The 6,152-nt window shown below is 38.1% G+C and carries 4 protein-coding genes and 2 pseudogenes; 4 read left to right on the forward strand and 2 right to left on the reverse strand.

Features of this window, described 5'->3' with window-relative positions; all coding sequences use genetic code 11:
• The first annotated feature begins 265 nt into the window (after positions 1–265).
• A pseudogene (locus tag J582_RS16460) lies at positions 266–1,535 on the forward strand (MgtC/SapB family protein).
• 10 nt (positions 1,536–1,545) lie between these two features.
• Here the strand turns inward: J582_RS16460 and tsaA are convergent.
• A complete protein-coding gene (gene tsaA, locus J582_RS16465) occupies positions 1,546–2,274 on the reverse strand; it encodes a tRNA (N6-threonylcarbamoyladenosine(37)-N6)-methyltransferase TrmO (RefSeq protein WP_081404905.1) in 729 nt (242 codons plus the stop codon).
• 104 nt (positions 2,275–2,378) lie between these two features.
• Between tsaA and J582_RS16470 the strand changes: the two genes are divergently transcribed.
• Positions 2,379–3,158: a ferredoxin--NADP reductase gene (locus J582_RS16470; protein WP_002049093.1), complete on the forward strand. Its 780-nt coding sequence runs from the start codon at positions 2,379–2,381 to the stop codon at positions 3,156–3,158.
• 54 nt (positions 3,159–3,212) lie between these two features.
• On the opposite strand, the gene J582_RS16475 is transcribed toward J582_RS16470, so the two are convergent.
• Positions 3,213–4,082 (reverse strand): PhzF family phenazine biosynthesis protein, encoded by an 870-nt coding sequence (locus J582_RS16475; protein WP_031982656.1) that lies wholly within the window; start codon positions 4,080–4,082, stop codon positions 3,213–3,215.
• 230 nt (positions 4,083–4,312) lie between these two features.
• Here J582_RS16475 and J582_RS16480 point away from each other — a divergent pair, with 230 nt between their 5' ends.
• Entirely contained in the window at positions 4,313–5,779 is a 1,467-nt protein-coding gene (locus tag J582_RS16480) for a PLP-dependent aminotransferase family protein (RefSeq protein WP_081405544.1), read from the forward strand.
• Between the two features lie 56 nt (positions 5,780–5,835).
• Positions 5,836–6,152: pseudogene (locus J582_RS16485) on the forward strand (hypothetical protein); the annotation flags it as partial.

Consider the following 6,152-nt stretch of genomic DNA (forward strand, 5'->3'; position numbering starts at 1 on the left):
TAATATAGCAGAGATGTTTTAGATTTAGCTGGTCTAGAAATCTTCAAATTTAGCTTTTAAATATCTTTTAACTTCAATTAATTAAACCAATTCTCAACTTAGATTTTTTTTGTGTCATAGATCATATTTATAAAGATATTTATTATGATAGTTTGATTAAAAAAGAGACTAGGCTCAATACAATAAAAAGCATAAACTGGACATGAATATATGATTTAAAAATAACTGACATCTACATATAACAATAAACCTAAGAGGAAGTATTATGAATCTTCCAATGACAATGTCATTACAAACTGCATCATTTGAAGAATTTATCACTATCATTGCTGCTGCATTGGGCTGCGGGTTATTAATTGGTCTGGAGCGCGAAAGAAGTAAGTTAAAACACGAATATAAAACTTTCGCAGGTTTTCGATCATTTGCAATTAGCTCCCTACTCGGAGCAATATGCTTTTTATTCGGTACTGAAATTGGAATTGTAGGTGCTCTACTTATAGGCGCGATCAGTATTGTCTCTCTTAAAAAATCAGCCAAATGACCCCGGTGTCACCACCGAACTTGCCTTTATTATGACTTACTTCATTGGGGCGCTTTGTATTTGGAATATTTCGCTGGCTGCAGGACTCGCCGTGATCATAACGATTATTTTATTGGCAAAACAATCAATGCATGGCATAGCCAGTCAATGGATTACCGAATCAGAATTGCGCGACGGGATTTTTTTACTGGCATTACTTTTAATTGCCTTACCCTTAGTTCCCAATAAACCTTTTTGGGGACCCGTTCTAAACCCTCATGTGATTTTAAAATTACTGACTTTAATTTTATTTGTGCAAGCTCTCGCACATATTGCAAAGCGGCTTTTATCTTCTAAAAATGCTTTATTACTCTCTTCTTTAGCATCAGGTTTTGTTTCAAGTACCGCCACTATCGCGAGTCTGGGTTTGGAAGTACGCTCTGGTCGTGCAAATGCCAAGACAAATGCAGGTGCAGCATTAATGTCATGTGTTTCCACATTGGTACAAACCTTAATTATTGTCGTCGGTATAAGTTTGGCATGGTTCAAACTTATTATATTTCCAACACTCATTGCATTGGCTTTTTTAGCGGTATGGGCTTTCATTATATTACGCAAGGCAGAGCCAAGTACGACTACACCCGAGCTAGATTCCAGAATGTTTAGCTTAAAAGAAGCAATTATTATTGCAGGGACACTTACCCTCATTCAGGCAGGCGTTTATGGTCTAAGTCTATATTTGGGAGATGCAGGCTTAATCGCAGGGACCTTACTCGCATCTTTGTTTGAAATACATGCAGCTATTGCAGCAGTAATTGTACAAGGAGAACCGAATAACGCTCATACCTCACTACTCATTGCTTTCATGAGCGGCTTCGCTGTCCATGCGATTGCTAAAAGCATTAACTCGGCTATTTCTGGTGGAATGCGTTATGCCCTTGCTTTTATTCCTGCCCAAATTTTGCATATGACAATATTTATTAGCTTGCTATGGATGAACCTACATTGGTTCTAAAACGGCTTTATTAGATAAGCGATTCCTCTTTCGCTATATCAACAACTGTAATGACATTACCATTCACTTTAAAATGAATATCAAAATTCGAAAATTTCATTTTATAGACTCGTTCAGGGTCTTCTTGATAGGCAGGTCTAGGGTCTAACGTCAATACTTGTTCTAATTCATCAAGATATTGCGTATTAATTTTTTTATTCTTTAAAAGATATTGCTGGGTAGTGAGTGCAGTTTCCGACCATATGACTGACTTTCGTTCGGGTTCAGCCTGCGCATAACCACTTTGAGCATCAACAATGGCATCTGAATATTGAATATAAGGTTTAATATCTAAAATTGGCGTGCCATTTAATAAATCACTGCCTGTAACGTACACTCTTAATGACTTACCGACTTTTTCAATCTTTTTTAAACGTACTACAGATAAACCCACAGGCGCTGGACGATACATACTGCGTGTTGCAAACACACCAATTTTTTCATTGCCCCCTAAACGTGGCGGACGAACCTGAGGCCGAAACTTAGTTGCAGTCTCCTGATTTTTATTGTCATGAAACTGCCAAATGAGCCAAAGATGACTAAATTGCTCAATTCCCTCAAAAGCCAACAAGTCGTTATAAGGTTCTACCATCTCGATATAAGATTCGATATTAACCAAATTAGGCTGACGTGGAATACCAAATTTTTCTCGAAAAGGTGAGCACATGTGCCCGACTATTGGGAGGGTGACAGAATTCATCATCACTTTTTCTTATAAACACAATTAAATATATTCAGTTTATCGGGAATGAAATTAGATTAGAATAGCAATCTGTTTTCTTTTAATCGTGATCGAGACCTTTAATGGCTGCTTTTAACGTTGAACGCATTACTCATGTGCACCACTGGAATGACACCCTTTTCAGTTTTAAAACTACACGCGACACTAGCTTACGTTTTAAAAATGGTCAGTTCGTGATGATCGGACTTGAAGTGAATGGCAAACCGTTAATGCGTGCATATTCGATTGCAAGTGCAAACTACGAAGAAGAGTTAGAGTTCTTCTCGATTAAAGTACCAGATGGTCCTTTAACTTCAATTTTGCAAAAAGTACAAGTTGGTGACGAAATTTTAGTTTCTAAAAAACCAACAGGTACTTTAGTTCATGATGATCTTTTACCAGGTAAAAACTTGTACCTTTTATCTTCTGGTACTGGTCTTGCTCCATTCTTGTCAATTATTCGTGACCCAGAAACTTACGAACGCTTTGAAAAAGTAATTGTTGTTCATGGTACACGCTATATTTCTGAATTAGCTTATCAAGACTTAATCTTGAACGAATTACCAAACCATGAATTCTTTGAAGAGTTAGGTATTAAAGACAAACTTGTTTATTACCCTACTGTTACTCGTGAACCTTTCCACACACAAGGCCGTGTAACAACTGCAATTGAAACAGGCGCTTTATTTGAAAAAATCGGTTTACCACGTTTCAACCGTGAAACTGACCGTGCAATGCTTTGCGGTAGCCCTGCATTCTTAAAAGACGTTGCTGCATTACTTGACCAACATGGTTTAGTTGAATCACCTCGCATGGGTGAAATGGGCGACTATGTGATCGAACGTGCGTTCGTAGAAAAATAAGATTTTTCTAAATAAAAAACCGAGGTAAAGTCCTCGGTTTTTTTATAGCTCTTTTTATAAGGTGATGCTGCCATCAATACAGGTAACAGCTGTTCCACCCACTAAAATTTTATCTTGATGCAATTCAAGCTTAAGTTGTCCATTGCGCCCTAAAGCGCGACCTTGTGAAGAAAGCACAAGGTCATTTTGTGCTGGCAAAATACCATAGTAACGAATAAAAGACGCTACACTCCCATTACCACTACCACAAACTGGATCTTCGTTTACACCACATGAAGTTGCAAATGAACGGACCTCTATATGCTTTTCTACATCATCATTTTCATAAAAACCGAAAACTGTCGCACCCGTAACTTTCATTTCTAAATCATGTTCTTTTAGAGCAGCAAAGTCGGGTTGGCTATCTAAAACAGCCTTAGCATTTACAGCTTGTAATACAACCCAACGCGCACCTACATCTATCAATGCTGCATTCCATTGTGTATTAATTTTACATTTTAAAATTTCTGCCAATTTTTCAGTATGCATTGCATCGAGTGGAGTAATTTTAGGCTTAGGGAGTTCAAATGAAATATGCTTTGAATCACTTACAGTCAAAGTCACCAAACCTGCACCGCATTGCTGTACTAACTTACCTTCTTTAGCAGTCACTATACCCGCTTCAAGCAAAGCATAGGCGGTACCAATTGTGGGATGTCCTGCAAATGGCAACTCACTTTGTGGAGTAAAAATTCGAACCTGATAGTCAGCTTGTGAATCAGTGGCTGGAAATACAAATGTGGTTTCAGAAAGATTGGTCCAGTTCGCAATGGCTTGCATCTGCTCAGACGTTAAAGTACTGGCATCCATAATGACCGCAACAGGGTTTCCTTTAAATGCTTGTGAAGTAAAAACATCAACTTGTTTAAATGCAACAACAGACATAGACCACTCCTACTGATTTTATAATTAAAAAAATATGGCTTTAAATCCTCACCACTTTTTGATCTTACTAATTTATTTTTGATGGTCACAGTATCAGTTAATATGAAAAATAATAGACACAGTTCTTAAAAATAAATCCTGCTTAAAAGGATCAATCTAAGCGAATAACAATATTTGAGATAAATACCAGATCACTATAAAGTGTATCCATTACTTTTACTTTTTAATAAATTGACATGTACAAATATAAAAAAGTGAGTGATGACCTCACCCTTCAAATCCAGAATGGTAGGCAGCCTGTAGGTTCTAGGCTGCCTTCAATTCGTGACTGTGCGCAACATTATCAGGTCAGTATTAACACCGTAAAAGAAGCTTATCGTCAGCTTGAAGACCAAGGTTTAATTTCAGTTCGCCCACAGTCTGGCTACTATGTTTGTCATGCTCCTTCAAACTTACTAGAACTCGAAGAGCGTTATGTCAGTGAAGAAAAAGTATCTCTTTCAGGAATTAGCTGTTTTCTCGCACAAATTGTTAAAAAACAGATGGAGCCTGACTATGCCAATTTAGCTCTAGCTTGCCCTACTGGAGAAAACTTCTATCCAATAGAAAGATTAAAACGTTTAACTGCTCAAGTTTTACGGACACAGGCAGACATTTTTAAAAACTATACTTTGCCGCCTGGTTCGTTACGATTACGTACTCAAATTGCTAGGCGAAGCTTACAGCTTGGCATGTTTCTGTCCGCAGATGACATTGTGCTGACTCATGGCACTATGGAGGCTTTAAGTCTCGCAATTATGGCAACCACCCAAGCAGGTGACAGCATAGCGCTTGAGATTCCTACTTTTCATAACCTGTACCCGCTTCTTCATAATTTAGGGCGAAAAATCGTAGAAGTGCCGACTTCGCCTCATACAGGGATGTGTCTAGATGCACTTGAAGAACTCTTAAAATCTAAAAGTGTACAAGCCATATTAACTATTCCGACAGGACATAATCCTCTTGGTTTTAGCATGCCTGAAAGCAACCGCCGGCGTTTAGCAGAGCTCGCTAATCAGTTCCAAATTCCGGTTATTGAAGATGCAATGTATGCTGAACTACAACTCACCGAGCCTCTCCTACCCAACATTAAGGCATTTGACCAAAATGGATGGGTCTTGGTCTGTGGTAGCTATACCAAAACTGTGGCACCTGACTATCGAATTGGTTGGCTAGAAGCTGGACGCTTTCGTAATATTGTGCAGCAAATTAAATTAACAACAACCGTTGCCGAACCAACTTTACTCACCGAAACTTTAGGACTTTTTTTAGAAAATGGTGGTTACGATCTGCATTTACGTCAGCTCAAAAAGCGCTATCAACAACAAATCGATACCATCAACTCTTATATTTGTCGCTATTTTCCACTCGGTACTCGAGTTAGTCGTCCACAAGCTGGATTTATTTTATGGTTAGAGCTACCCGAATCTATTGATACATTAGAACTGTTTCATCAAGCAATGGATGAAAAGATCTTATGTATGCCAGGAATTTTATGTTCGGCTGATAAACGTTTTAGTCATTGTTTACGTATAGCAGCCTGTTTCGAATTAAATCCGAAAATGTTAAATGCTTTGATGCGCTTAGGAGAGTTAGCAAAAAATATGCTACCCGCGCAAAATGATATAACTCAAATTCCTACTAATTCAGTAGGTTGAATCAAAAATGCGGAGTTAATAAAATAAAACCATATATTTTTTATGCCTTTTATTTTATGAAAACCGAACTTCTCTCTCCCGCAGGTTCTCTTAAAAACATGCGCTATGCATTTGCTTATGGTGCAGATGCAGTATACGCAGGCCAACCTCGTTACAGCTTACGTGTACGTAATAATGCTTTTGACCATGACAACTTAAAAATTGGTATTGATGAAGCCCACGCTTTGGGTAAGAAGTTTTATGTTGTGGTAAATATTCAGCCACATAACAGCAAATTAAAAAACTTTATACGCGATCTTGAGCCAATTGTGGCTATGCAGCCAGATGCTCTGATTGAACCGTACCGGGTTTGTCGGAGACTTTTTTATTTAAG

The sequence above is a fragment of the Acinetobacter sp. 1566109 genome (assembly GCF_000582255.1).
GTDB classification, from domain to species: Bacteria; Pseudomonadota; Gammaproteobacteria; order Pseudomonadales; family Moraxellaceae; genus Acinetobacter; species Acinetobacter nosocomialis.

Bases quoted from the DNA above. Each gene is read 5' to 3' on its own strand.
- tsaA (WP_081404905.1), bottom strand. From the start codon at position 2,274: ATGAATTCTGTCACCCTCCCAATAGTCGGGCACATGTGCTCACCTTTT.
- J582_RS16475 (WP_031982656.1), bottom strand. From the start codon at position 4,082: ATGTCTGTTGTTGCATTTAAACAAGTTGATGTTTTTACTTCACAAGCA.
- J582_RS16470 (WP_002049093.1), top strand. From the start codon at position 2,379: ATGGCTGCTTTTAACGTTGAACGCATTACTCATGTGCACCACTGGAAT.